25 protein-coding genes, 2 tRNA genes and 1 other RNA gene are annotated in these 22,850 nt (G+C 64.0%); 12 read left to right on the forward strand and 16 right to left on the reverse strand.

Features of this window, described 5'->3' with window-relative positions:
- The 3 genes from AC1DVS_RS08730 to AC1DVS_RS08740 form a co-directional block, all read right to left on the reverse strand.
- Positions 1 to 5,477 (reverse strand): beta strand repeat-containing protein (locus AC1DVS_RS08730; protein WP_478022119.1); only part of this gene is annotated, 5,477 nt, incomplete at its 3' end.
- Entirely contained in the window at positions 5,474 to 5,608 is a 135-nt protein-coding gene (locus AC1DVS_RS08735) for a hypothetical protein (RefSeq protein WP_478022120.1), read from the reverse strand. The genes AC1DVS_RS08735 and AC1DVS_RS08730, both read right to left, overlap by 4 nt.
- A gap of 205 nt (positions 5,609 to 5,813) precedes the next feature.
- Positions 5,814 to 6,368: a DUF5681 domain-containing protein gene (locus AC1DVS_RS08740; RefSeq protein WP_478022121.1), complete on the reverse strand. Its 555-nt coding sequence runs from the start codon at positions 6,366 to 6,368 to the stop codon at positions 5,814 to 5,816.
- A gap of 15 nt (positions 6,369 to 6,383) precedes the next feature.
- Between AC1DVS_RS08740 and AC1DVS_RS08745 the strand changes: the two genes are divergently transcribed.
- Together AC1DVS_RS08745 and AC1DVS_RS08750 are read left to right on the forward strand one after the other, a co-directional pair.
- Positions 6,384 to 6,515: a hypothetical protein gene (locus AC1DVS_RS08745; protein WP_478022123.1), complete on the forward strand. Its 132-nt coding sequence runs from the start codon at positions 6,384 to 6,386 to the stop codon at positions 6,513 to 6,515.
- Between the two features lie 357 nt (positions 6,516 to 6,872).
- A tRNA-Asp gene (locus AC1DVS_RS08750) sits at positions 6,873 to 6,949 on the forward strand.
- A 23-nt stretch (positions 6,950 to 6,972) separates the two neighbouring features.
- Here AC1DVS_RS08750 and AC1DVS_RS08755 read toward each other — a convergent pair.
- The 5 genes from AC1DVS_RS08755 to AC1DVS_RS08775 all read right to left on the reverse strand — a co-directional run bounded on the left by AC1DVS_RS08755 (position 6,973) and on the right by AC1DVS_RS08775 (position 8,577).
- Complete coding sequence (locus AC1DVS_RS08755; protein ID WP_478022124.1) at positions 6,973 to 7,233, reverse strand: DUF2842 domain-containing protein; 261 nt, start codon at positions 7,231 to 7,233, stop codon at positions 6,973 to 6,975.
- Positions 7,218 to 7,769: a 5-formyltetrahydrofolate cyclo-ligase gene (locus AC1DVS_RS08760; protein WP_478022126.1), complete on the reverse strand. Its 552-nt coding sequence runs from the start codon at positions 7,767 to 7,769 to the stop codon at positions 7,218 to 7,220. The genes AC1DVS_RS08755 and AC1DVS_RS08760 overlap by 16 nt, the downstream gene beginning before the upstream one ends.
- A 148-nt stretch (positions 7,770 to 7,917) precedes the next feature.
- Positions 7,918 to 8,074, reverse strand: a non-coding RNA gene (gene ssrS, locus AC1DVS_RS08765) — 6S RNA.
- Positions 8,075 to 8,101: 27 nt separating this feature from the next.
- On the reverse strand, positions 8,102 to 8,389 hold the full coding sequence (locus AC1DVS_RS08770; RefSeq protein ID WP_478022128.1) for a cell division protein ZapA: 288 nt from the start codon (positions 8,387 to 8,389) through the stop codon (positions 8,102 to 8,104).
- Positions 8,389 to 8,577, reverse strand: coding sequence for a hypothetical protein (locus AC1DVS_RS08775; RefSeq protein WP_478022130.1), 189 nt, complete (start codon positions 8,575 to 8,577; stop codon positions 8,389 to 8,391). The genes AC1DVS_RS08770 and AC1DVS_RS08775 overlap by 1 nt, the downstream gene beginning before the upstream one ends.
- A 165-nt stretch (positions 8,578 to 8,742) precedes the next feature.
- On the opposite strand from AC1DVS_RS08775, the gene gap reads away from it, so the two are divergent.
- Genes gap through AC1DVS_RS08790 form a run of 3 tightly spaced genes read left to right on the forward strand, consistent with a single transcriptional unit; the run spans position 8,743 to position 11,422 of the window.
- A complete protein-coding gene (gene gap, locus AC1DVS_RS08780; protein WP_478022132.1) occupies positions 8,743 to 9,753 on the forward strand; it encodes a type I glyceraldehyde-3-phosphate dehydrogenase in 1,011 nt (336 codons plus the stop codon).
- Positions 9,753 to 10,226 (forward strand): MOSC domain-containing protein, encoded by a 474-nt coding sequence (locus AC1DVS_RS08785; protein WP_478022134.1) that lies wholly within the window; start codon positions 9,753 to 9,755, stop codon positions 10,224 to 10,226. The genes gap and AC1DVS_RS08785 overlap by 1 nt, the downstream gene beginning before the upstream one ends.
- On the forward strand, positions 10,223 to 11,422 hold the full coding sequence (locus tag AC1DVS_RS08790; RefSeq protein WP_478022136.1) for a phosphoglycerate kinase: 1,200 nt from the start codon (positions 10,223 to 10,225) through the stop codon (positions 11,420 to 11,422). Before AC1DVS_RS08785 ends, AC1DVS_RS08790 begins: the two co-directional genes overlap by 4 nt.
- Before the next feature lies 1 nt (position 11,423).
- On the opposite strand, the gene AC1DVS_RS08795 is transcribed toward AC1DVS_RS08790, so the two are convergent.
- From AC1DVS_RS08795 to AC1DVS_RS08805, 3 genes are all read right to left on the reverse strand, one after another.
- Entirely contained in the window at positions 11,424 to 11,951 is a 528-nt protein-coding gene (locus AC1DVS_RS08795) for a TlpA family protein disulfide reductase (RefSeq protein WP_478022138.1), read from the reverse strand.
- Between the two features lie 242 nt (positions 11,952 to 12,193).
- Complete coding sequence (locus tag AC1DVS_RS08800; protein WP_478022140.1) at positions 12,194 to 12,787, reverse strand: hypothetical protein; 594 nt, start codon at positions 12,785 to 12,787, stop codon at positions 12,194 to 12,196.
- Between the two features lie 106 nt (positions 12,788 to 12,893).
- Complete coding sequence (locus tag AC1DVS_RS08805; protein ID WP_478022142.1) at positions 12,894 to 13,304, reverse strand: PRC-barrel domain-containing protein; 411 nt, start codon at positions 13,302 to 13,304, stop codon at positions 12,894 to 12,896.
- 194 nt (positions 13,305 to 13,498) lie between these two features.
- Between AC1DVS_RS08805 and AC1DVS_RS08810 the strand changes: the two genes are divergently transcribed.
- The 4 genes from AC1DVS_RS08810 to AC1DVS_RS08825 all read left to right on the forward strand — a co-directional run bounded on the left by AC1DVS_RS08810 (position 13,499) and on the right by AC1DVS_RS08825 (position 16,397).
- A complete protein-coding gene (locus AC1DVS_RS08810; RefSeq protein WP_478022143.1) occupies positions 13,499 to 13,864 on the forward strand; it encodes a hypothetical protein in 366 nt (121 codons plus the stop codon).
- Positions 13,865 to 14,146: 282 nt separating this feature from the next.
- Positions 14,147 to 14,217: transfer RNA gene (locus AC1DVS_RS08815), tRNA-OTHER, on the forward strand.
- A gap of 429 nt (positions 14,218 to 14,646) precedes the next feature.
- Entirely contained in the window at positions 14,647 to 15,792 is a 1,146-nt protein-coding gene (locus AC1DVS_RS08820; protein ID WP_478022145.1) for a slipin family protein, read from the forward strand.
- 134 nt (positions 15,793 to 15,926) lie between these two features.
- On the forward strand, positions 15,927 to 16,397 hold the full coding sequence (locus AC1DVS_RS08825; RefSeq protein WP_478022146.1) for a YybH family protein: 471 nt from the start codon (positions 15,927 to 15,929) through the stop codon (positions 16,395 to 16,397).
- On the opposite strand, the gene AC1DVS_RS08830 is transcribed toward AC1DVS_RS08825, so the two are convergent.
- The 4 genes from AC1DVS_RS08830 to AC1DVS_RS08845 are packed head-to-tail and all read right to left on the reverse strand — an operon-like array spanning position 16,394 to position 19,836.
- Entirely contained in the window at positions 16,394 to 18,073 is a 1,680-nt protein-coding gene (locus tag AC1DVS_RS08830; protein WP_478022147.1) for a serine hydrolase, read from the reverse strand. The two genes, AC1DVS_RS08825 and AC1DVS_RS08830, sit on opposite strands and share 4 nt — an antisense overlap.
- Before the next feature lie 15 nt (positions 18,074 to 18,088).
- Entirely contained in the window at positions 18,089 to 18,967 is an 879-nt protein-coding gene (locus AC1DVS_RS08835; protein WP_478022149.1) for a hypothetical protein, read from the reverse strand.
- Between the two features lie 5 nt (positions 18,968 to 18,972).
- Complete coding sequence (locus AC1DVS_RS08840; RefSeq protein WP_478022150.1) at positions 18,973 to 19,356, reverse strand: GntR family transcriptional regulator; 384 nt, start codon at positions 19,354 to 19,356, stop codon at positions 18,973 to 18,975.
- 60 nt (positions 19,357 to 19,416) lie between these two features.
- On the reverse strand, positions 19,417 to 19,836 hold the full coding sequence (locus AC1DVS_RS08845; RefSeq protein WP_478023002.1) for a winged helix-turn-helix transcriptional regulator: 420 nt from the start codon (positions 19,834 to 19,836) through the stop codon (positions 19,417 to 19,419).
- 111 nt (positions 19,837 to 19,947) lie between these two features.
- On the opposite strand from AC1DVS_RS08845, the gene AC1DVS_RS08850 reads away from it, so the two are divergent.
- The gene (locus AC1DVS_RS08850) at positions 19,948 to 20,712 is read left to right on the forward strand and encodes an SDR family oxidoreductase (RefSeq protein WP_478022152.1); all 765 of its coding nucleotides are present in this window, start codon (positions 19,948 to 19,950) and stop codon (positions 20,710 to 20,712) included.
- Positions 20,713 to 20,742: 30 nt separating this feature from the next.
- Positions 20,743 to 20,955 (forward strand): tautomerase family protein, encoded by a 213-nt coding sequence (locus AC1DVS_RS08855; RefSeq protein ID WP_478022154.1) that lies wholly within the window; start codon positions 20,743 to 20,745, stop codon positions 20,953 to 20,955.
- 147 nt (positions 20,956 to 21,102) lie between these two features.
- Here the strand turns inward: AC1DVS_RS08855 and AC1DVS_RS08860 are convergent, their stop codons facing one another.
- On the reverse strand, positions 21,103 to 21,885 hold the full coding sequence (locus AC1DVS_RS08860) for a hypothetical protein (RefSeq protein ID WP_478022156.1): 783 nt from the start codon (positions 21,883 to 21,885) through the stop codon (positions 21,103 to 21,105).
- A gap of 194 nt (positions 21,886 to 22,079) precedes the next feature.
- Between AC1DVS_RS08860 and AC1DVS_RS08865 the strand changes: the two genes are divergently transcribed.
- Complete coding sequence (locus AC1DVS_RS08865; RefSeq protein ID WP_478022158.1) at positions 22,080 to 22,841, forward strand: winged helix-turn-helix domain-containing protein; 762 nt, start codon at positions 22,080 to 22,082, stop codon at positions 22,839 to 22,841.
- Positions 22,842 to 22,850 lie beyond the last annotated feature (9 nt).

Below are 22,850 nucleotides of genomic sequence, written 5' to 3' on the forward strand. Positions count from 1 at the left end.
GATATGATCACGTCATTGCCGCCGTCGCCGAGCAGGATATTCGCACCCTCATTGCCCTGGATCTTCTGGCCGAACTCATTGCCGGTAAGGTTGATCGGATCGGTGCCCGGGCCTGCGCGCAAGCGCTCGACTTCCTGTCCTGCGCCCAGCACCCAGCTGACCGTGGCCACCACGGTGTCGTAATCGACGCCGCCGGTATTCGCTTCGAACACCGTGTCGGCGGCATCGTCCACGAAATAGCTGTCGCTGCCGGTGCCGCCCTGCATCTGATCCGCACCGGTACCGCCGTCGAGAACGTCGTTGCCCGACCCTCCGGTCAGCACATTGACGCCGGCATTGCCCTGAATATCATGGCTATAGGCGTTGCCGGTGAGGTTGATCGCGGTGGTCGCGGTCGCGTCCACCGTCATCAGATGCTCGACCTGTACGGCTGCACCCAGGGTGAAGCTGAGCGCCGCCCTCACGGTGTCGTCGCCTTCGCCCGCGACTTCGACGATATGGTCGCCAGCGCTGCGAACGATGTAGGTGTCGTTGCCGGCTCCGCCTTTCATATTGTCGCCGCCACCGCCGCCGTCGAGCACGTTATTGCCGCTGTTGCCGCCCAGGCTCTGGGAACCGGCATTGCCGGTCAGATCGAGGTTGGCCGTACCCATCAGCCGCACCGTCTCGACCTCAACCCCGGCACCCAGCACATAGCTGACCGAAGACTTGATCGTGTCGCTGCCCTCGCCGGCATTCTCGACGATCACGGTCGAGGCGTCACTGATCACATAAAGGTCATCACCAAGCCCGCCGATCAGCGTATCCGCGCCGCCATTGCCGTTCAGTATATCCGCGCCATCGTTGCCGGTCAGCGTGTTGGCTGCGGCATTACCGATCAGCACATTCGCCAGGGCGTTGCCCGTGCCGTTCACCGCAGCGGTTCCCGTCAGCGTCAGATTCTCGACATCGGTCAGCCCGGCAAGAGAATAGGTTAGCGCCGTCTCGATCGTGTCGGTGCCCTCATTGGCATTCTCGACGATAATGTCGTCCAGCCTGTTGACCACGTAGGTGTCATTGCCAGTGCCGCCGATCAGCGTGTCACTACCCGCGCCGCTGATGAGCCGGTCGTTCCCGCCACGTCCATAGACAGTCGCCTCCAGCGCGAAAAAGGAATCGATCGGAGCCAGGACGTCGTCGTACTGGCTGCCCTCGAGATAGCCGACACTCTGGATATTGGTGATAATGCCGCCACCGATGGTGATCGCAGACTGGGTCTGGAGCAGCCGGAAGTCGGCATTGACGCCGCTGGTCGCTCCCTGGAAGGAGATATACAGCCGATTGCCGAAGGCCCCCTGCGCACCGCCATCGACATTGTCGCCATATCCGGCGTAGATATAATCGTCGCCGTTGCCGCCGATCAGCGTATCGGCCTCTGTCCCGAGATCGGTGGAAATGCCGGCGTAGCTGAAAAACGCATAGGCATACGGGTCCCGATCTTGCGAGAACAGGACATCGTTGCCGTCGCCACCGTCGACCGTGTCGGCGCCTGCGCCACCCGCCATCCAGTCGTCGCCGGCTTTGCCGTACAAAATGTTGCCGAGCGCATTACCCGTTATGATGTTGCTTAAGCTATTGCCGGAGCCAGTGATCGCGCTGCCGAGCAGCGTCAGTTGGTCGACATTGCCGGTTTCGCTGAGCACATAATTATCGAGCGAGGTTACGATGTTGTCGAAGCCCTCATCGGCATTCTCGACGACGATGTCGGCCATATTGTCGACGATATAGACATCGCTTCCGAGGCCGCCGATCATAAGGTCGTGGCCGGCCCCGCCGTCCAACACGTCGTTACCGTCGCCGCCGGTTAAAGTGTCGTTGCCGATATCGCCCAGCAGCACATCGTCCGTGCTGCCGCCGACGAGATGCAGGTCGGCGCTGATCGCGACGCCGTCCGCGCCGAAGGTCTGCACATACACGCCTTCGGGCTGATGGATCGGATCGTGTACGCTCACCGTGCCGCTGAAGGTCGAGCCGATCTGCAGGCCGAACACGGTCAGATAGATGCCGGCATCATGCACACCGAGCTGGTCTAGGATCGCTTGCGGCACTGCGATATTGCCATTGGCATCGGGGGTGACGGTGATTTGAATCTGGCCGTTCGAGGTGAGCGTCGCCCCCGCGATGCCGTTGATGTTAATTAAGTGGCCATCCTGAATCGGATTGATTGTCAGCCTGTAGCTGGGGGTCGCCCCGGCCGCGAAGGTTGCGGAATCGATATGGAAGGCCTCGCCGCGCCCGGTCGAGGCGCGAAGGACGGCACCGACCGAGGCCGCGCCCTGGGGTCCCGTGAGGGTAAAGCTGCTGCTTATGTCATGGAGCGCGGCGGTCGGGTCATAGGTGATGTCTTCCACCGTCACCACGTTCACAGCGACCGACTCGCCCGCGTTCAGCCCGGTCACCATCAGCGTCATGCGATCATCGACGCCGAACTGATCAAGGATCGCCTGGGTGATCGTGATGGCGCCGTTCTGCACCGTCACAGGAACGCTCACCTGGCCGCCGCCATTGCCCACTCCGGTCAGCGTAAAGGCGGCGTTCGGTGGCGCATCGACTATGTAGAGGCTGGCCGGGCGTCCGACGATCGGAATCGAAAGCGCTTGATTCGCCGCCCCCGCCGAAACAGTTGCGAAATGCGCGAAACGTTCGAGCTCGATCGCGTAGCTGAGCGCATAGCCGCCATTGGCGAGCGCGGCGAAATCCACCGACCCGATATGGTCGCCATGCGTTATGAGGTCGCTCGATATGCCCTGGAGCAGCGTTACGCCGCCCTGTTTGGCCCCGTCGGCGCCATAGCGCTGCACCGCGAAGCCGTCCGCGCTGCCGTTGCCGTCATTGTCCACCGCCCAGTGTACAACGAACCCGCCGCCGTCGAGCGGTGTCACGCCAATCTCGGTGTCCGCATCATAGGCCGGAGGGGAGGCGGCGCCGCTGATTGCTACATTGCCGTTGTTGAGCGCGGCGCCGTCCGCCCCGAAGGTCTGCACGAATACACCAGAAGGGGCGGGAATCGCATCATGCACCGCCACGGTGCCGCTCAGCGTTGAGCCGATCTGCAGGCCACCCACGACCAGATAGATCTGGGCGTCGCCGTTCCCGATCGCGCCGAGGAGCTCCGGCGGCACCGTGATGTCGCCGTTGAAATCAGGCGTCACGCTGATCTGGACCTGGCCGTTCGGCAACAATGTGGCACCGGGGACGAAGTTGACGAATAAGTTGTGGGCGTCCTCGATCGGGTTGACGACCAGCAAATAGGTATGATTGGCGCCCGCCGCGAAAGTTGCCGAATCGATGTGGAAGTGCTCGGCGCGCGCGTTCGGCACATTCAGCACGGCGCTGCCCGACGCGCCGCCCTGGGGGCCGACAACGACAGAGCTGCGGCTGACGTCGCGTAGCGCGCTGTTCGAATCGTAGCTGACATCTTCCTGTACGTTGATGGTCACCTGGATGTTGGCGCTTTGCGGCGCGGTCACTGCCAACGTCATGCGATTGTCGATGCTCAACTGATCGAGAATCGCGTTGGTGACGGTGATCACGCCGTTCTGCACCGTCAGCGGAATGGTCACAGTGGTTCCGGCATTGCCCGTGCCGACAAGGGCGAAACTTGCTCCCGGCGGCGCGGCATTGATGGTGAAGCTGGTGGGATGGCCGACGACGGGGATGGGGAGTGTCTGGTTGGCGGCGCCCGTTGTCAGATTCACCGAATGGCTGAAGCTCGTCAGCGTTATCGCATAGCTCAACGCAAAGCCGCCATTATCGAGGGCGGCGAGATTAAACGACGCCAGATTGGCACCAAATGAGTTAATGTCATGCAACAGGGTTTCCGACAGGCCCTGCAGCACGGTCACATTGCCCTGCTTCGTGCCATCGGCGCCATAACGCTGCACGGCGATCCCGTCGGCATAGCCATCGCCGCTGCTGTCCGTCAGCCAGCGCACCGCATAACCGCCGCCAGCGAGCGGCGTTACGCCGATTGCCGTGTCGGCAAGCACCCCGTACGTATCGAACCCTGCGGCTGTGCCGCCAGTATCGATTCTCGCACCGGGATCCCCAAGCGACACGCCGTCAGCGCCAAAATGCTGGACGAACACGCCTTCCGGCAGGCTGATGGCGTCGCGCACTCCGACCGAGCCGGTCACGGTCGTGCCAGGCTGAAGACCGATCACCGCGAGGTAGATGGAGGCGTCGTGAATCCCGATCTGGTCGAGAATCGATTGCGGCACCGCGACATTGCCATTGGCATCAGGCGTGACCGAAATCTGGATCTGGCCGTTGGGCGCAACGATCGCGCCCGCAACGCCGCCGAGGTTGATCGCATGGCCGTCCCACGGCGTATTGATCAGCAGCAAATAGGTATGGTTGGCGCCCTCCGCGAAGGTGGCGGTGTCGATATGGAAGGATTCGACCCGGCCGGTGGCCGGGAGGCCGAGCGTTGCGCTGCCTGAGGTGGCGTTCGGCGCTGCGCTGACATTGACCGAACGGGCCACGCTGTGCAGCGCGCTGGCCGGATCATAGATGGCGTCTTCCGCCGCCTCGATGAGCAGGCTCACGCTTTGCCCCGCGGGCAGCCCGCCTATCAGCAATGTCGTGCGATCCTGTACGCCGATCTGATCGAGAATCGCCTGGGTGATTACGATCTCGCTGTTCTGCAGCGTAAGCGGGATCGTTACCGGCGAGCCGTTGGGGCCGATCGCGCTGAGCGAGTAAGTCGCGCCAGCCGGGGGGGTGTTGAAGACGACGATAACGGTCGGCCGCCCGACGATCGGGACGCTCACGGGGATGGCCGCGTTGAAGCTCGTCAGCGTCGGCTGATGGAAGTTGCGCGTTTGCGCCATCGAGTAGCTCAGCGCATAGCCGCCGCCATCGAGCGCCGCGAGATCGAATGCGTTGACATGGTCGCCATGCATCAGCAACTCGCTCGACAGGCCCTGCAGCATGGTCGGGCTGCCCTGCTTCGCGCCGTCGGCCGCGTACCGCTGCACCGCCATCCCGTCGGGATTGCCGTCGCCATTGGCGTCGACCACCCAGCGCACGGCGAATCCGCCACCCGCGAGCGCCGTCACGCCGATCGAGGACTCAGCACTAAGCGCCGCCAGTGATCCGCCGCTATCCAGCCGCGTGAGCGCATCGACGATCGGCTGGTGCGTGAAGAAGAACTGGCTGGTCGGGGAGGGGGCGCTATCGATGCCGCCCGTCGAGGCGACCGCGGAATATTTTACATAACCTTCGCCGAGCATCTCGATCTCAGCCGCGGTGAGCGAAACCGTAAAGTCGGTGCCGATCACGCTCGCCTGCTTGACCAGCTGGATTGCGCCATTGACGAAAGTGACGGCGACGGTGCTGCCGGCGTCGGTCTTGCCGGTGATCTGCGTCCCGTCCGCCGCTTCGAGAAGCGTCAGGATCGGCCCTTCGGCCGCGGCGAGCTTCGAGGGCGCCGTCACGAATGTGCCAGACGGGCATGAGCGTGATTGGCCGAATCCGCACCGCTGATCGAGCTCACGCCCGGAACGATCTGACCGCCGCTAGAATCGCGCAGCGCGAACCGCTCGTCCACACACCAAATACCAGCCATGTCTTACTTCCCCCGGGTTCCGCGCCGCTGAAAGCAAAACGGGCGGTGGCGCCGCATGAAAATGCTCTTTCAGCCCGCGCCGAACTCAAGCTAACATCTGGGGGAGAAAGCGCAATATGTCATGACCGCAGTTACGGCGCCAGTTTACCAAATACACTCATCGCGTGGTTTCGGGCCGCATCTCCAGCCCAGGACATCGCGCGCGTCAGCCCCCATCCTCCTCCCCAACATCCCGGATCACCACTGATCCCGATCGCTGGTCGACGATGATATCCTCCGCATAGGGATCATACTTGTCCTCAGTCCCGAGCCGCTCCCGCCGCTTCGCAGCCCGTTCCTTCTCCTCGCGCTCGATCACATTGAAGATCGCCAGTTGCGCCCGCTTCTGCTCATATTCCGCCGCCTGCACCATCGCCGCCCAGCGCTCCTGTGCACGCTGGTTGCCGTCCAATGCCGCCTTGCCGATGGCGCGGAACACTGCCTGGTTCATCGACAGAGTAAGGACGGAATCGCCCTCGCGCACCTCGACCGTCCGGTAAGCTTCATCGAGAATCGTCTGCCGGGTCGGCTCGTCTGCGCCGCGCAACCGGTCGCCCGGCGCGCCGGACCGGCGCGGCCTGCCTGCCGGGTTGCCCGATCGTCCTTTTGGGAACTGGCACTCAACGGGCGGCTTGCCTTTCCCGATCCTCCAGTCGCGGAGCGCGACCGGATCCGCTTCGGCAGCCGCGTCCTCATTTGATTCAATTCTATGCTCGGTCATGTCAGCGTCCTCCTCATGAAGAATCGCATCATAAAAGCCGATCTCGCGTTGCCGTTGAATCAAGCTTCCCTGTTATTCGCCGATCTTTCGCTGTTATCGCCAAAACGTTTCCCTGTTCCGCATTTCGCTTTCCCTGTTATCGAATAACAGCGAAAACATGGTTTAAATACATGATAATAAAAGATAATATTTCCAACAAATCGGCCGAAAACGGGCAAGAAAAATTTTCTTTCCCTGTTCTTTCCCTGTTACGGGCGATTAACAGGGAAAACGGCGCCCTGTCCGCAGCGTGGGCTGATCATTCGACAAATGCGGGGAGGCGGCGCTCGTCGCTCGAACCGAACTGCGTCCTTTTGGTACGAGATGCTGACCAAAGACGTGCTTCCATTCGCATGCCTCCCATTTTACCCGTCGCCCCCAATCGGCCAGACCGCGGAAACCCGCGCCATGCCCGGTTGACAGCCCCCGGCACCTCGCCTAGTTGCGCCGCCTCACGCTTTCCAAGCGGGTGTAGCTCAGTTGGTTAGAGCGCCGGCCTGTCACGCCGGAGGTCGCGGGTTCGAGCCCCGTCACTCGCGCCATTCCCCGATATCCCATCGCCGAATCAGCGCCAGCGGCCGGTCTCCATCCAGGCCAGCATGCGGCGCATCGGGAATAGCCATAGCGGCGCGATTCCCGCCACCACATAGAAGATCAGCTGGAGCAGCCAGTGCCACTGGCCGATCCAGGGCGACAGGCTCGCGACCAATATGACCCAGACGACGAACAGGGCGAGGATGGCGAGCGCGCCGACGGGTTTGCGCCAGCTTGGGGTGGTGTTCATGCTCGGCTCTTTCTGGTCGGGGCTCATCAGGGGATGATCCATCCCCGCTCCGTGACCACCGCGTGGAGCGGCACGTCCCACGGCTCGGCGGGCAGGCTTTCGACCTGTTGCATGCTCCACGCAACCCCGACCCGCCATGCATCGGGAAAGCGAATAAAGGCGCGGTCGTAATAGCCGGCGCCCTGGCCGAGGCGGTTGAGATGCGAATCGAACGCGACAAGCGGCGTGAGGATGATGTCGGGCGCCAGCGCCGGCGCCTCGTGATGCGGCTGCTGGAGCCCATAGGGGCCAGAGATCAGATCCTCTTCGCTGTCCCAGGCGAGGAAGCGCATCGGCTCGGTGCTGCGGGTCACATGGGGAAGGGCGATCATGCAGCCATGCTCGACCGCGGCGCGGGCGAGGGGAGAGGGGTCGGCCTCGCTGCCCAGCGGGACATAGGAGGCGATGGTCAGGCCATGTTCTAGGCGGGCGAGGAATTGCGGCAGCGGCTCGATCGCGGGCGGGTGCCCGGCGACGAGCAGGTCGCGCTCGGCGCGGATGCGGGCGCGCAGGGCTGGTTTGTCGAGGAGGCTAGTCACCTAGTTCTTCCCCTGCGAAGGCAGGGGCCCAGTTGGGAAGGCCCCCGTGATGAAGGACCGTGCTCAGCCTCGGATGTCCCCACCTGGGCCCCTGCCTTCGCAGGGTAAGCGGAAGGATGGAAGATTGGCGCACCGCCGGAAAAGCGGTGGCGGGACCGCCATGGCCGTTTGCCTGAATATCCTCTGACGCCGTTAGCATCAGGTGGGGATCATGTACGACAGGCCAGGGCCTGCGCAGGGACAACCCCCTAGGAAGAATAATCGCCTCAGGGATAATCGGTAAGGCTCGTACCGGGCAGTGCCCGCCACTGACGGATATAAGCCCTGAAAGGTTAATTCTCAAGGGTCGCCGCAAGGCGTTCCAGCCGCTCGGCGACCTTTTCTAGCAGGGCCGCACCCACGCCTTCGGGTGGGCGGCGTTCGACCTCTTCGAGCTGGTCGGCGAGCATCAGCGCGACGAACAACATGGTCCGCTCGCCATTCAGCCCGCCCGAGGCGCGGGCGGCGGTCGACCAGTGCTTGTCGAGCATCTCGCCCAGCTTGCGGAGCTGCGGCTCCTCGCCGTCGCGGCAGGCGACTGTGTGGCGGCGATCGCCGATGGTGAGCGTGACATCGGCCATCAGGCGCCGCGCGCCCTGGCGATGAGATCGTCGAGCGCGGCGACGGCTTCCTCCATGCGAGCGCGGAGCGCGGCATGGCGGCGGATCATGTCTTCGCTTGCACGCGCGCGCGCGCCGAGCGCGGCATCGATCCTGGCGAGGGCGCGGTCGATACGATCGAGCGGGGGCGGTGGCGTCTCTTCTGCCATCGCATCCGGATAGCATGGCTTCACCGGGGGGCAAGTTTGATTTGAGCTGCAACGGTTGACGGCTGCGCCCGCCGACCGCAAAGACCGCGCGCACTTGAAAGACTCGCCGGTTCGCTTTTCGCGCGTTTCGCGCGGCGCCGGCACTCGCGATGGGAGATTCCTACGATGACGGTGAAGGTAGCGATCAACGGATTTGGGCGGATCGGTCGGCTTGTCGCACGCGCGATTCTCGAGCGCAGCGATACCGGCATGGAGCTCGTCGCGATCAACGATCTCGCCGACGCCAAGTCCAACGCATGGTTGTTCAGCCGCGATTCGGTGCACGGCAAATATCCAGGCTCGGTCTCGGCCGAAGGCAATGACCTGGTCGTTGACGGCAAGCGCATCCGCGTCACCGCCGAGCGCGATCCCGCCAAGCTGCCGCATGCCGAACTCGGCGTCGACATCGTCCTCGAATGCACCGGCTTCTTCACCGATCGCGAGAGCGCGCAGAAGCATATCGATGCCGGCGCGAAGAAGGTGCTGATCTCGGCCCCGGCCAAGGGCGTCGACCTGACGGTGGTGTTCGGCGTCAACAACGACAAGCTCGAGGCTGGCCACAATATCGTCTCGAACGCCTCGTGCACGACCAACTGCCTGGCGCCGGTCGCCAAGGTGCTGAACGACAGCGTCGGCATCGAGCGCGGCCTGATGACGACGGTCCATGCCTATACCAACGATCAGAAGATCCTCGACCAGATCCATCCCGATCTGCGCCGCGCCCGCGCTGCCGCCATGTCGATGATCCCGACCACGACCGGCGCTGCCCGCGCGGTGGGCGAGGTGCTCCCTGAGCTGAAGGGCAAGCTCGACGGCTCGGCGATCCGCGTACCGGTGCCTGACGTGTCCCTGATCGACCTGACCTTCACGCCGAAGCGCGACACCACGAAGGACGAGATCAACGCGATCCTGAAGGCGGCGTCGGAGAGCGGCCCCTTGAAGGGCATCCTCGACTATACCGACGAGCCGCTGGTCTCGATCGACCTGATGCACACATCGGCGAGCTCGACCGTGGACAGCCTGGAGACCGCGGTGCTCGACGGCAAGCTCGTCCGCGTCGTCAGCTGGTACGATAACGAATGGGGCTTTTCGAGCCGCATGGTCGATACCGCCGGCGCGATGGCGGCGTTCATCTGATGACGGCGATCGGCGCGACGGGGAGGTTGGGCGGTATCGCTCGCCATGCCTTTCCCCGCGCCCCGATGGAGGTGCTCGATCACGCCCATCTCTCGGTCGAGAGCGGCCTGGCCGGCGATTTTCGCGGGGCGGTGAAGCCGGGTCGGGAGCCGAAGCGGCAGGTGTCGCTGATCGAGCGTGCCGACTGGGATGCGGCGATGGCCGAACTCGGGGTTGATCATCACTGGTCGGTACGGCGCGCGAACCTGCTGGTCGAGGGGCTCGACCTGCCGCAGGACGCCGGCGCGATTGTGCGGATCGGCGACGAGGTCGTGCTCGAGATCATGATCGAATGCGATCCGTGCAGCCGCATGGAAGAGATCGAGCCGGGGCTGAAAGCGGCGCTGACGCCGGACTGGCGCGGCGGTGCACTGGCGCGGGTGATCAGCGGCGGCGATATTCGAATCGGCGATTCAATCAGGGTGGAAGAATGACCAAGGCTTTCAAGACGCTCGACGATATCGGCAATGTCTCCGGCAAGCGCGTGCTGGTCCGCGAGGACCTCAACGTCCCGATGGCCGACGGCGCGGTAACTGACGACACACGCTTCCGCGCAACGCTGCCGACCATTACCGAGCTCGCCGACAAGGGCGCAATCGTGCTGATCCTCGCTCATTTCGGCCGCCCCAAGGGCAAGCGCGATCCCGAGATGTCGCTGGCGCTCGTGACGAAGCCCTATGAGGGTGTGCTTGGTCGGCCGGTGCGTTTCATCGGAGATTGCGTCGGCGACGAGGCGGCCGAGGCGATCGCGACACTGAAGGCCGGCGATGTCGCGATCCTCGAGAACACCCGCTTCCATGCCGGCGAAGAGAAGAATGATCCCGATCTCGCCGCCGCAATGGCGAAGCTCGCTGATCTCTACGTCAACGATGCCTTCTCGGCCGCGCACCGTGCGCATGCCTCGACCGAAGGACTGGCTCACCTGCTCCCGGCCTATGCCGGCCGGGCGATGGAAGCTGAGCTGACCGCGCTCGACAAGGCGCTTGGGAACCCTGAGCACCCGGTCGCGGCGGTGGTCGGTGGAGCGAAGGTCTCGACCAAGCTCGATGTGCTGAAGCATCTCGTCGCGAAGGTCGATCACCTGATCATCGGCGGCGGCATGGCCAATACCTTCCTTGCCGCGCGCGGCGTCGATGTCGGCAAGTCGCTGTGTGAGCATGAGCTGACCGGGACTGCCGACGAAATCTTCGAGGCGGCGGAGCGCGCGAACTGCACGATCCATCTGCCTTATGACGTGGTGGTCGCGAAGGAATTCCGCGCCAATCCGCCGGTGCGCACCGTCAATGTCCATGAGGTCGCGGCCGACGAGATGATCCTCGATGTCGGCCCCGCCGCGGTCGAGGCGCTGGCCGATGTGCTCAAGAACTGCCGCACCCTGGTGTGGAACKGCCCGCTCGGCGCGTTCGAGACGCCGCCTTTCGACACCGCGACGGTAGCGCTCTCGCGCACTGCGGCGGCGCTGACGCGCGACGGCTCGCTCGTGTCGGTCGCTGGCGGTGGTGACACGGTGGCCGCGCTCAACCAGGCCGGAGTCGGCGAGGATTTCACCTTCGTCTCGACAGCGGGCGGCGCGTTCCTCGAATGGATGGAGGGCAAGGAATTGCCCGGGGTCGCCGCGCTGACCCGCTAGATCAGGTCGCCGGCGTCGCGGGGATTTCCGGCGGTGCCGGCTCGTTCAGGAGCGGGATCAGCGTTTCGTTGAGTGCGTCGAGATCGAAAGCGCCCGCCTTGGCGTAGCGGATATGGCCGGACCGATCGATGATGTAGTTGGTCGGCACGCCGGTCAGGATGTCATAGGGTCCTTTGATCCTGCGGACTGCCGGGATGTGCATGACCGCGAACAATTTCTTCAGCTCGTAGAGCGGCACCGAATCCTCGGTGGTGACTGCGAACACGCGCAAGCCCGCCTTTTCCCGCGCCCTATAATAGGTGTCGAGCGTCGGCAGCTCCTGGCGGCACGGTACGCACCAGGTCGCCCAGAAGTTCAGCACCACGACCTTGCCGCGCAGATCCGCCATGGAAACCTTGGTGCCGTCGACCAGAGTCATCTGGAAATCGGGAGCGAGCTCGCCGACTTTCGGGGCCTTCGCACCGATCAGCATCAGCGCGGCAGCGCCCACGCCCAATGCCTTGAACAATAGCGAGAATCCGTGCGCCATCCTGTGCCCCCTTTGACCAGGCGAAACTGGAACGGGGGCAGGTTGCGGTCAAGGGGCGAAGAGCCGTCGCCTTCTGCGTCCTTGTCATTCGATCAGGACTTGGCTGTGTAAACCGGCCTGGCGTGAGCGCTTAAAGTCGATGCTATTGTTGGCGCATTCTCCCCTTTCCGAGTGCGGTAACTGCCGGCGAACAGTTTTTCACACACAGGATTCTCTGCCCCTTTTGTGATTGAATGACAGCGCTAATTCTCTCCAATACATCGTACAGATCGCTCGCTGTCTCGCGCGGTCACGATCGGCCCGGTGTCCCAGCTGAAGATCGGCCGGCTTTCCGCCTCCAGCCGGCGCGCCGCGATGTTGCGCAGATGGGAGATCAGGTCTGCCAGCCATCCGGCATCGTCACCGGCGCGGTGCCGTCGGCGCGATGTTCGATCCGTCATTGCGAGTGCGGCGCTGATTTCCTCGGCAGTCGCGTCGAGTTCATCGAACAGCGTCGTCACATGCTCGATCCGCCAGGGCACCGGTCGCCCGGCGGCGCATGCGAGTGTCTCGAGCCAGCCCGTGTCGAGCTCACTGTCCGAAACGATGCGATAGCCGCGCGCGGCGGCGGCCAGATCAGCCATGACAAAATCGATGTCGTGGCCGTGGAGGCGCACATGTTCGAGCGTGAGCCCGTGCAGCGCTTCCGCTTCGGCCGTCCAGGTCCAGCTCTCCCACGAAACGTGCGGATGGATGAGCCATGATCGCGCATTCCCCCGCAGGTCGGCGACGCCGATCTCGATCGGGAACGATTGGCCGTGCCGCGGCAGGCAGGAGGCTTCGAAGTCGATCGTCATGATGGGCTTCATGGTCGATTGGCCGCCCCGGGGATGGGTGGAGAGGCGCGCCCGGCCGCGCCGCTCCAAGTTCGTATCGGCCGCCGGGAGCCCTTCACGGCACGGCTCAGGAATAGGCAACGCCGTAATAGCTATGGAGCTGTTCGCCGTAAGCGCGGTCGAAGCTCGGCTCTTCACCAGCACCGTAGTGCGGCGCGTTTTCGATCATTTCCTTGTCGATATCGACGACATAGCCGTCCTGATCGGTGTCGTAGGTCAGCGAATCCCAGGGCAGCGGATAATAATCTGCGCCAACGCCGAATAGCCCGCCAAAGGTCAGCACGGCATATTCCACCTGGCCGGAAAGTTTGTCGACCATGAAATTGTGGATCGTGCCGAGCTTTTCGCCGTCCTCATTATAGACGGCCGTGCCCTCAACCTTGTTGGAGGCGATGAGCCAATCCGACTCGTCGATTTCGATTTCGTTCTCGATATCCCCGGCGATTTCGGGCTCATTGTCTGTCGTTGCATCGGTCATGTCGGAGTCTCCCATGCGATTCCCCCGCCGCAATCATCTTGGACCCGGCACGCGACAATCATGTGACGATCGGATCGTTTGAAGGCGATGCCGGTCGGGTGAGACCATGGCTCGACATTTGAGCGCGCCGGGTGCAGCTTTAGCAGTCCGGGCGGGCAGCACTCTCCCGGACGACGGATAAGGAATTGAAGACCATGGCCAAATCGCCAAGCAAAGCGGCCGCAAAGCTGGCCGTCGAAGCCGAAGCGCCGGCAAAACCGAAGCCAGCCAAGCCGACGAAATCCGCGAGCAAGCCTCGGGCGGCCAAGCCCGTCGCTGAACCGGCCGCGGTCAGCACCCCAAGCAAGCCGCAAAAAACCGAGACACCCAAGGTAAAGGCCGCAGGTAAAGGGTCATCCAAGTCGGTTTTCCAGGAAAGCTCCGAGAAGATCTCGCAGCTCGCCTCGGATATTCTTGCCGACCGCATCATTCCCACCATCGAGCAGATCAAGGCGCTTGCCGCCTCGGCACTCGGTCAGGGCGAGACCAGGAAAAAGAAGCCGAAAGGGAAGAAGAAATAAGGGCGCCAACAGCCCTGTGAGCGCCGAGAGGAGCGCACGCCGGCGGCAGGCGCTCTGCTCCCGGGCGTGGTATGCGCGCTGATCGAAGTGGTCGAGGCGTCGAAGCACCGGCTCGACATTCCGGATTTCGCCGCCTATAGGCCCGCCCGGTTTTGTCATTTCGTTGGGGCTCGTGAGACCCCGCGGGCGCGGTCGGCTTTGCCGGTGCCGTGTTCCATGACAGAGCCGCGCCCATGGTGGGCACTTGCCTACACGCAAGCAATGACGGTTCGATTCCGTCACCTTTGGATAGCTCATCGGTAGAGCAGCAGACCGCAATCTGTGTGTAGCGGGTTCGAGCCCCGCTCCAAAACATGCCCCTGAACAAGGCATTCCATATGGGAAGGCCGGCGGGGTGTTCAGGTTGAAGGAAGACGCGCGAAGGCCCCAACCGACGCGCTGATCCGGAAAACCACCCGGTGTCCGGCTCTGTGCCGGCGAGGATACCGGCAGGCCGCGCGGTGAAGCGGCATTTCTTCCAGGTTCGGGCCATGGCCCGGATGCTGCGGGAATGCTCAATCGCCAACCGCCTGCCTTAATCGCTGGACCGCTGTGACATTGGGGAGCATCCCCCGGCCGACCTTTCTCCCGCCTCTTCTCCGGGTTGGCCTAATCCCTTCAAGATATGCACGTTTCCTTATATGTTGCAGTGCAGCATTTAGAGCTTGCGCCCGTAACGATCGGCCCCTAGAGGCCCCCTCCCGCTCCGGCAATCGAGCCGGCGGAAGAAGAGGAGGACGGCGATGATCCGCAAGGAAGTCATTGTTGCCGAGAACCAGCGCGGCCTCCTCGTAAAGGATGGCCGCCTGCTACGCATGCTTGATCCGGGGCGTCATATGCTCTGGGATTGGGACCACCGGTTGCGCACCGAGATCGTGTCAGCGCAGGGCAATTTCGCCTCGCCCTGGGCCGCGATCATCGAGAAGCTGCATCCCGAGATGGCGGCCGAATATTTCGAGATCGTCCGCCCGGCCGAAGGCCAGGTGGCGGTCGTCTGGCTTGATGGGCGCGCGTCGCTCATCGTCCGGCCGGGGCAGGTCGTGCATATCTGGAAGGCGCTCAATGACGTTCGCGTCGAGACCTTCGATGTGCTCGAGCGGCCGCGGCTCGACAAGGCGCAGCTCGTTGCGTTCGAAAAGGCCGATATCTCGGCGGGATCGGGTGCCGCGATCGCGGTGGTTGCCGTGGCTGAGGCTGAGGCCGGGCTCGTCTTCTTCGACGGCGAGCTGGTCGAGACGCTGAAGCCGGGCCGCTATGGCTATTGGCAGATTGGCCGCAAGGTCTCCGCCAAGACGCTCGATACGCGGCCGCTGCCGGTCGAGGTGACGGCGCAGGAGATCCTGACGCGTGACCGTATCTCGATCCGCGTGACGCTCACCAGCTTCGTGCAGGTGACGGACGTGGAGAAGGCTGCGCTCGCGACGCCGGATTACCAGGCGCATGTCTACAAGCTCGTTCAGTTCGCTGTCCGCGAGGCCGTGGGCGGGCGGACGCTCGACGAGCTGCTCAACGACCGCGAGACGGTCGATGATCAGATCGTCGCGCATGTCCGGCGCGAGCTCGGCGATATCGGCGTGCGCGTAACCGAGCTCGGCATCAAGGATGTGATCCTGCCGGGCGAGATGCGCGAGCTGATCAACAAGGTGGTCGAGGCGGAGAAGCTCGCGCAAGCGAACTTGATCCGCCGGCGCGAGGAGACTGCGGCGACGCGGTCGCTGCTCAACACGGCGAAGCTGATGGAGGACAACCCCATCCTGATCCGCCTGAAGGAGCTCGAGACCCTCGAGCGCGTCACCGAGAAGATCGGCCGGATCGATGTGCATGCGAGTTCGGGCGAGGGGCTCAACGCCGTTCTCGACCGGCTCGTTCATTTGAAGCCGAACGACTGACGGGAAGGGCTGGCGTGAAAGCGCCGGCCCTTTTTGTGTCGGGTCGTTCACCGCGAGAAACCGTCCCCTGCAATCTGGACAGGCTCGGTTCGTCCAGTAAAATCCAGCGCGATCAAGCGGAAGGAGCGAGGAATATGGCTCTCACGTTGCAGGAGGTCACCGGAACCGAGGCGCACGCCGGCGAAGGTGCGCTGGATGCCCTGATCGGCTTCTATCGCGCTTTCAACGGCCGTGATCTCGCCGGTCTCGCCGCCAATTGGGCTGAAGGCGATCTGCCAAGCATGGACAATCCCATTGGAGGGATCCGGCGCGGTTGGCAGGCGATCAGCGAAGGCTATTCGAAACTGTTCGACGGCCCCGCCAGGGTTCAGGTCGCCTTTCACGATTTCACGAGCCAGGGCGGGGATGATTGGCGTCTCTTCGTGGGGCGCGAGAAAGGGACCTGCGAAACGGGCGGCATCACACTCGATCTCCGCATCCGCACCACGCGCTGGTTCACCAGGATCGATGGCGTATGGCGACAACTGCACCATCACGGCTCGATCGACGAACCCGCGCTCCTCGCCGACTATCAGCGCGCCATCTTCGGATCCCCGCTGATCTAGGGATCAAGCCGCGGCGCACGCAGCTGCTCCGCCCCGATGCGCGCATTGGCGGCAACCACCTTGCCGCCGGCATCGCGTTCGAAATCGAGATCGACATCGAGCAAATCGAACTCGAAATGATCCGGCCGCTCCGAAAATAGAGGCGCGGGCGTTTGCTGGGTGCTGGTGTGCGCCATCAGCCGGTCACCATCGCGCGCGATTGTCAGAACAGCCTCTGGAGTCAGCTGATAGCGGCCGACATAGCCGTCGAGTTGCGTGGCATTCAGCGCGATCCGCGCCGGCTGCGTAACCGGCTTGCCGTCACTGCCAAGCCGCGGCGCGCGATAGCGCTGGCCGCTCTGGTGCGATACCAGTCGCACGACCTTGCCGCCCTGATCGCGTTCGAAGTCGATCCGGATCGGTGTCACCTTCATGTAGAAATGGTCCGGCGCGCTCGCGAACAGCGGGGTGGCCGGCTGGCCGGCCAGGGCGATCGTGATGCGGCCATCGCTCTGCGTCACGTCCATCTGCAGCTCGGGGCTGAAGCTGTAGCGCCCCGCGTACTGTGCGAGGATCTCGGGTGAGATCTTTATTTCGGTCAGCAACGGCGGCAGCGGCTGCGTGGGATCGACCAGGTGGGCTCCGATCGCGCTCGTCGTCTCCAGCGCAAGCGTGTTCGCGAACACGACTGCGCCGCGCCTGCCGTCGGCGGTAAAGCCGATATAGCTGCTGAAGCCATATGTGCCGCCGTCGTGCCCGAAACTCTTGTTGTCGGGCGAGGAGATCCAGGCGAGCCCGATCCTGCCCTTGCCCATCGCCGCACGCGGCTTGAGCGCAAGCGCCATTGCCCTCTGCAACGGCGTCGCGGGCCCGGTTCCAGCCGCCGCGGCCATGTTGGCGCGTAGATAGGCAAGCATGTCGTTCGCGCTGCTGTAGATGCCGCCAAGGCCGGGCACTGCCTGGAACGTCCAGTGCGATACCGGCATGCCGCCGGCGTCATAGCCCTGCGCCAGATGGGTGCGGATCGCGTCGTTCGACCCGACGTCCGAAAGGCGCATGTGGAGCGGTTTGAACACTCGCTCGGCCACGAGCTTGCGATAGGGCTGGCCGGCCTCGCGTGCGACGATCGCGCCGAGCAGGCCGAAGCCGAAGTTCGAATATTCTGAAGTCTCACCGGCCGCACGCGTCAGCTTCAGCGTGCCTACCGTGTCCCACAGCTTCGCCTCGTCGATATCGGCATAAGGGTCGGCCGGGTTCTTCGGCGCGAAGCCGGCCGGCAGGCGCGGCAGGCCCGAGAGATGCGTTGCGAGGTCGCCCAGTGTCATCGGCCGCGCGCCGACCTGCGGCATGGTGACTCCTGCCGGCAGATAGGTCTGCACCGGATCATCGAGCCTCATCTTCCCGCCCAGCACTTCGCTTGCGAGCAACGTGCCTGTGAAGGTCTTGGTGATCGATCCGATCTCCCACACCGTGTCGGCATCGGGCGCCTTGCCGCTCGCCTTGTCGGCGACGCCGAAGCTCTGGATCGTCACCTTGCCGTCCTCGACCAGCCCGATGATCACACCGACATAAGTGCCGCCCGCGACTGCCTGGCGGAGATAGGTGACGGTGTCGGCCGGCAGATCAGCCGCCGCCGCGGGTGATGCGCCCGCGATCATCGCCCCGGCCGCTGCGACCGCGCAAAGAATCTTGTTCATCGTCACGCTCCCAGATCAGGCGAGATTGGTGGTGGGCGAAGGGTGCCCGGCCGCGGCGTCGCCAGGGTCGATCGGCAGCATCGACACGCGGATCACCCAATAGGCGATGAACGCGGCCAGCAGGAGCTGAATCGCGCGGCTCATGTCGAACAGCTGGGTCCCGGTCACTTCTTCATAGAGCCGCATCGCACCGACGATCGGCGGCAGGACCTGCGTCGAGAAGCTCATGCGCACTTCCCATGGGCGATAGCCCGACCCGAAGATGCGATCCATCGCATTGGACCGCCGTGCGACCATCGCCCGTGTCACGATGAAGAAGAAGCCCGAAAGGCCGAACATGATCGCCAGGCGCACCCAGAAGATCCGGGAGGTGTGCGTGCCCAGCACGCCCGCCATGACCCATGCGGCAAGACTGATCAGCACCAGCGCATAAGTGGCGAGCTGCACCCAACGCGGCACCCATGTATCGAGCGAGCGGGGTTCGAGCGACGCCTGTCGCCGCGCCGCGACCGGGACCAGCCGCTTGAGCTGGAAGTGGCTGGCGATGCCGATCGGAGCACCCGCGAGGATCGCGACGAACATCGCGCCCATCGCCAGATTCCACAACCACATCCACTTGGGCAACGCGGTGCCGTTGGCCATCATTGGTGGCTGCCACAGGCCGAGCTGGGCGGCGGCAAGCACCGCAAGGCTTGCCGTGCCGAGCGCATAGCTGAGCCAGAACGGCCAGCGTCGCCCCGCCATCCTGCGCACGATGTCGGGATGGGCTGCGACCCATTCGGCGTTGCGGTCAATGAGCATCGGCTCGAACATCCGGCGCTGCATGCCCGGCTGCACGAAATACAATGCGATCAGGAAAACGGCATAGACTGCGAAGTCGACCCAGTCGGTCATGATGCTCATCCTTTGGCGGCAACCGCCAGCGCGGATTGGAAGATGGCGGAAATCTGCTCGGTGCTGAGCCCGTCCGAGACGAGCCCCTCGATCACGCGCCGAACGCTGCGCTCGGCCTGGCCGGTCTTGACGCGCGTGACTTCGTCCGCCGCGCCCGATCGCACGAACGTGCCTTTCCGCCCGGCGGTCTGGATCACGCCCTGGTCCTCGAGCATCTTGTAAGCGCGCGCGACCGTATTGCGGTTAAGAACCAGGTCGTTGGCGAGCTGGCGCACCGGCGGCAATGGCGTGCCCGGCGCAAGCGCGCCTGTGGTCACGCCTTCCTGGATCTGGCGCACGATCTGCTCATAGACAGGCTCCGGCGCTCCGGCATTGATCTCAATATCCATGGGGTCGTCCTATTTGTCCTAGTATATGATAGGACAAAGAGACGAGTCAAGCTTGTGTGGTCACACCTCCCGCCCATCGAACTGGCTACGCGCCTCCTCGACCCGTGTGAGATTCTCTTCCGCCCAAAGCCAGACGCCGCAAAAGGCAGCGCCGAGGCTCGCGCCCAGATCGGTCAGCCGGTAATCGACGCGCGGCGGCACCACTGCGTGAACGGTGCGCGTCACCATGCCGTCGCGCTCCATCTGCCGCAGCGTCTGGGTCAGCATCTTCTGGCTGATGCCACTGACCTGGCGGAACAGCTGGGTGAAGCGCAGCTCTCCATGCTCGGTCAGCACCTCGAGGATGATCATCGTCCACTTGTCCGCGACGCGACCGATCAGCTCGTTGACCAGCGCCTCCACCCTCGGATCGCAGTCGGCGGGCGGTGGCGTCTCGGCAATACGGCGCGCCTTGCGAAGCGTGGCGTCGCTGAACGGCAGCTTTGGCACGAGATCACTCTCCTTTTGGTAAGTATAGATATTTTGGGTGCCTTCTTTCCCCTTGAACGTAGCGTCTTAAATGCACGGCTCCAAGCTGGAGGAGCAGATTTCATGAAGACGAATGGCAACACCATCCTCATCACCGGCGGCGGCTCGGGCATCGGCGAAGCGCTGGCGCACCGGTTCCACGATGCGGGCAACACGGTGATCGTTGCGGGGCGCCGGCGGGAGGCGCTCGAGCGCGCGATCGCTGGGCGCGAGAATATGCACGCGATCGAACTCGACGTGGAGAGTGCCGGCGGCATCGCCGACTTCGCCCATCGCCTGCTGGCCGAACATCCGGCGGTCAATGTTCTGATCAACAACGCCGGCATCATGCGCTTCGAGGTGCTTGATCGCGCGCGGGATCTCGCTGACGCCGAAGCGACCATCACGACGAACCTGCTCGGCCCGATCCAGCTGATCGACGCTCTGATCGATCATCTGGTGAAGCAGCCTGACGCAGCGATCGTGAACGTGACGTCCGGCCTGGCCTTCGTGCCGCTCGTGACGACGCCGACCTACAACGCCACAAAGGCGGCGATCCACTCCTACACCATTGCCATGCGTGAGGCGCTGAAGGGGCAGGTGGAGGTGATCGAACTCGCGCCGCCCGCAGTGCAGACCGGGCTCACGCCAGGCCAGGAGAGCCGCCAGGGCTATCAGCCGTTAGACGAGTTCGCGGACGAGGTGATCCAGCTCTTCTCGCAGGTCCCGACCCCAGCCGAGATCCTGGTCGAGCGGGTAGGTTTCCTCCGCCGCGCCGAAGCCGACGGCCGGTTCGACGAGACGCTGGCGCAGCTGAACGCGTTCGTCGCCAACGCGCAGGCCGAGTGAATCACCGCCCTTTCATTCCAAGGAGCAGCCATGCCTTTCGCCAACATCAAGGTCCCGCAGGCAGCGCTGTCCACCGCGCAAAAAGCGGAGATCATCCACCGCGTCACTGACCTGTTCGTCGAATATATGAGCGAAGCTGCGCGTCCTCACACCATGGTGCTGATCGAGGAGGTGCCGGACGGCGGATACGGCCGCGCCGACGAGGTGTTCACGATCCCTGAGGCGTTCCGGGCAACCGGTTGAGTCGGAACGCCTGAGGCGAAAGCAGCAGAAAAGGGGTCAGAGTCATTTACGGTTTGCGCACCTCATGGCGCACCGGCGTGCAATGGGATTCGGCCCACAATCGCCTCTGACCCCCTTTTTTTCCTGACCCCTTCCCMGGCACCCCAGTCAGCTCTCCATATTGCGCGCCGCCAACAGATCGCCGACGAGCCACAAGGCCGCTGCCATGCAAAGGCTGATGCCGCAGCCCGCCCAGCGCAGCCACTCGGTTGGATGCGTGACCGCTCCCGGCAGCCACACGAACAGCGCGAAGCAGACATACATCAGCGCTCCGAGCCGCGTTGCCGGCACCGCAAGCCGGTTCGCGATCAGGCTCAGGCCGACGGCGAGATGCGCCGCGCCCGTCGCGAGTGCCCAGAAAACGCCGCCGCCGGGCATCCACGCCGGCACCATCGCGGCGGTGGGTTTGACTCCGAGGACATGGGCGAGCGCGAAAAGGATCGAGCAGATGCCGAAAGCGACACGCGCCCCCGTCGCTCCCGCCGTCGCTCCCGCCGATCCGCTACCGCGCATCCGGAGCAGGATCGCCCAACATCCGACCACCACGGATGATTGCTCGGCCAGGCCAAGCAAAGCTGCCGGGTTGGCGGGTGGGCCGATCAATTGCAGCAGATAACAGGCATCATAGAGCGCGAAGAGGATCAGCAGAATCATCGTCGCCGGCCGAATGATGCGCGCGCTCAGCAAGCCAGCACCGCCTGCAACCAGCAGCCCTGCGGACAGATAGGCGAGCGGTTGCCGGAAGGGCAGGCTCTTCGGCACCGGTTGCCAGTAGATTGCGAAGTCACCCTGAAGGAAGCAGGCAATTCCGTACAGGACCGCGGCAACGCCCAGGAACGTCACCCCACCACCCGGCTGGCCCAGCCGCCGCAACATCTCTCTGGTCTGCATCGAACATCCTCTTTCCCGCCGGTGCCCGGGCGCGGTCCGGCCTCGTCGAGCAGATGTGGAGGAAGGTTCGCGGCGAAGGCGAATAAGGAAAGAATCAAGTTCTTCTAACCCCGGCCGCGCCCACCCTGGAATGCTTTTCATTGGACCATGGACGTGCAAAAACCGGGCAGGGCGAGGGCCGTTGTGAGTTTCAAATGACGACGCACATGATCGGCGCCTGGACGTTCGAGCCCGGCGCCAACGAATTGCGCCGCGATGGCGAACGCCGCCGTCTGGAGCACCGCGCTGCGGTCACGCTCGAGCTCCTCTGCCATCACCCGGGTGAGATCGTAACGACCGAGGACATAGTGGCTGAGGTGTGGAACGGCCGTGCGATCAGCCCCAACAGTGTTCCGGTCGTCATCAGCGACTTGCGTCAGGCGCTCGAAGACGATGCCCGCAGCCCCCGCTATATCGAGACGGTGGCAAAGCGCGGCTATCGGCTGATGATCGAGCGACCGGCCGAGATACCCACGGAGACACCGGTCATGGCTCCAAAAAACCGTATTCGTCCGGCGATCCTTGTGCTGGTCGCGCTGGCGCTTGCGTTGGGCGGCGGCCTCGCCTTTGCCATGATCGGGCGGACGGCAGCACCGGTGCTGGTGGTCAGGCCGGTGCACAACGTCACCGGCAATCCGGCCTATGGCCCGCTCGCCAGTGCCACCAGCGCGGTGATGGTGTCCGAGGCCGAGCAACTGAGCGACGTCGAGGTCTTTCGGGGCACCAGCCCACGCCCGGACGCGGTCGGGCTCGATTCAATGCTCATCATATGGAACGGCCGCCCGGCGATCATGATGTGGGCCCACCGTGCAGACGGCCCTGTCTTGTGGTCCGGGATGACGGGCGGCGGCGAACAGCGCATCCCCTATGATATAGCCCATGAAATGCACCGCCTTGGCGAGCGGCTCCGGCACTGACGCCGGCGT

Source organism: Sphingomonas sp. P3_C5, assembly GCF_056402635.1.